The sequence below is a fragment of the Faecalicoccus sp. genome (genome assembly GCF_036552745.1).
GTDB lineage: Bacteria > Bacillota_I > Bacilli_A > Erysipelotrichales > Erysipelotrichaceae > Faecalicoccus.
Genome location: NZ_JAXKBY010000189.1, coordinates 1 through 2,734, shown reverse-complemented (window position 1 = coordinate 2,734; position 2,734 = coordinate 1). Strand labels below are relative to the sequence as shown.

Annotated in this window: 3 protein-coding genes; all 3 read left to right on the top strand. The window is 39.6% G+C overall.

The window, feature by feature from the left end; translation table 11 throughout:
* Positions 1-546 (top strand): hypothetical protein (locus U0M88_RS09005; protein WP_331869594.1); only part of this gene is annotated, 546 nt, incomplete at its 5' end.
* Between the two features lie 371 nt (positions 547-917).
* On the top strand, positions 918-1,730 hold the full coding sequence (gene rpoD, locus U0M88_RS09000) for an RNA polymerase sigma factor RpoD (RefSeq protein WP_442902246.1): 813 nt from the start codon (positions 918-920) through the stop codon (positions 1,728-1,730).
* Positions 1,730-2,389 carry a tRNA (adenine(22)-N(1))-methyltransferase gene (locus tag U0M88_RS08995; RefSeq protein ID WP_331869592.1) on the top strand — a complete coding sequence of 220 codons (660 nt, stop codon included), beginning with the start codon at positions 1,730-1,732 and terminating at the stop codon, positions 2,387-2,389. Before rpoD ends, U0M88_RS08995 begins: the two co-directional genes overlap by 1 nt.
* Positions 2,390-2,734: the final 345 nt, after the last annotated feature.

The following is a 2,734-nucleotide window of genomic DNA, read 5'->3' as shown; positions in this document are numbered from 1 at the left end:
TATTTTGCCCGTATTAAAGAGATGACAGGGTTTGATCTTTCGTTGAACGAGCCTAAAAATACATCCCGGCCGGAAGTTAAATATCGAAAAGTACCAATGTTGTTGGAGCGTCCCAAGGATGGGCGTAAACAGGCTGAACAAAGCTGTCTGAACATGATCTTACTCAGTAAAGAAGCCGCTTTGCGCTTTAAGGAAGAGGTAGGGTTCTTTAAAGATGAGCTTTGTAATCAGCTGTCTTATTATTGTTATGACATATATCGATATCAGAATCGAATTGATTTTGATGAACTGATATCAAAAATAGATGAAGAAGATGTGCGGAATTTTCTGCTTGCCCTCTTGTCAGATCCATTTCGTTTGACAAAATATGATGAAAAGTTTTTTCTGGATAGTGTGAACAAGATTCGGGAATGTACTTATCAAGAGCAGATTGATTTAATTAATCAAAAGATCATACGAAGTGTGGATAATCAGGAGAAGCTTGAACTGGCAAGGCAGAAAAGAGAATGGATCATCAAGAAAAATGGTCTGCGAAAGGAAGGGTAACTATGGTGGAAACATTAAAGACAAACGTAAAGAAAAAATTTAAAAGTCTTGAAGAGGCAAAAGATTTTTTGATTGAAACCCGCGATAACGATACGGATATTTCACAGAACCAGTTTATGGATGCGATTGCGGATCTGGGACTGGATGATGATGCGATGGATGATTTGTTTTCCTGGTGTGACGACAATGATATTACATTTATGGATGAGACAATGGACGATGAAGAGTTTGAACTGGATGATGAAACCGATGATCTGGATTCGGATATTGATGATGCCAGAGATGATGAAAGTTCGATCGAGGATGAAATTTCTCATTTGGAACAATCGTTTGCCAATGCATCTCATGCCAAGATCAACGATCCGGTTAAAATGTATCTAAAAGAGATCGGTCAGATTCCTTTGTTGGATCCAAAGGATGAGCCAATTATTGCCAAGCGAATCCAGGAAGGCGACGAAGAAGCCAAACAACAACTGATTTCCAGTAACTTGCGTCTGGTTGTTTCCATTGCGAAAAAATATGTTGGACGTGGTATGTTGTTTCTGGATTTGATCCAGGAAGGAAACTGCGGTTTGATCAAGGCTGTTGAAAAGTTTGACTATACCAAAGGATTTAAGTTTTCAACCTATGCGACATGGTGGATTCGACAGTCCATCACCCGTGCGATTGCCGATCAGGCCAGAACGATCCGTATTCCGGTACACATGGTTGAAACAATCAATAAATTAACGCGTATCCAGCGACAGCTGGTACAAGATTTAGGACGTGATCCTTTACCGGAAGAAATTGCCGAAAAGATGGAAAATATTACGGCTGAAAAGGTTCGCGAGATTCAAAAGATTGCCTTAGATCCGGTTAGTTTGGAAACACCGATCGGAGAAGAAGATGATTCGCATTTAGGTGACTTTATCGAAGATAAGGAAACTTTGTCACCTGATGATTATACAAACAATCAATTGTTGAAGGATGAGATCAACAATGTACTGCAGGGATTGACTGAACGTGAAGAAAAAGTTCTTCGTCTTCGTTTTGGCTTGCAGGATGGAAGAACACGCACCTTGGAAGAAGTCGGTAAAGAATTTAATGTCACTAGAGAGCGGATTCGTCAGATTGAGGCAAAAGCACTGCGGAAGTTAAAACATCCGAATCGTTCTAAACGTTTAAAGGATTTTGTGAAATCTTAATGGCTGTATCCAAACGTTTACAGGCGATCGTTTCCTTGATTGAAGGACATTGCTTAGCGGATATTGGCTGTGATCATGGTTATGTGATCATGGAAGCACTTCGACAAAAGCGCATCCAAAAAGCTTATGCCTGTGATGTGGCACCGGGGCCTTTGGACAATGCCAAAAGGAATATTCATCTACATCATTTGGAAGAACAGGTCACCTGTCTTTTAATGGATGGGATGAAAGAACTTCCTTCGGATGTAGACTCCATCGTCATTGCGGGGATGGGTGCTTCTTTGATGATCGATATTTTAGAACAAGGGAAATCGCATATAAAAAAGGGTATGCACTTTTATTTTTGTCCGCATAAGGATGCTTCCTTGTTGCGGGAATATGTATCTAAACAAGGTTTTAAGGTCGAACAAGAGTGTGTAGTGGAAGAAGATGGTCATTTTTATCCGATCATGAAGCTTGTCTATACCAATACACCGTATTCTTTAACGCAGAGCGAAATTCTTTATGGGGTTTCCTGCAGAAAAGATGCGACGTATTCTTTGTTTCTTCAAAAAGAGCAGGAAAAGTGGAAACAGATCGTAGCGCATATGCCTAAGCATAAACGTACCGAAGTCAATCAACGATTACAAATCCTAGAAAATAACATCAAGCAGAATTGATGTGAAGTTATTAACTTTCTTTTTGATGTGTCAGATATAAATCTCCTGTATTTGATTATCAGTAGGGAACAATTTTCCTAATCTACGTCTTGGTATGGGCGTAGTTTTTTTACATATTCTAAATTAGAGAGGTGTTAAAAGCACGATAATTTTAGTTTTTTATGCATTCTGTCTTTACAATATGAGTAAAGATTGAATGTTTTTGGCGTTCCAAGAATAGATGGGGTTTAGTGGATTTGCTCTTTGCGATTGTAAGGGGTAACCAATACCCCAAAATGATTTAAAGCAGGTGGGGAGCCTGGTCAGCGTTTAGCTGTCCGGCTCCTTTTTTGCGATGATTCGTAC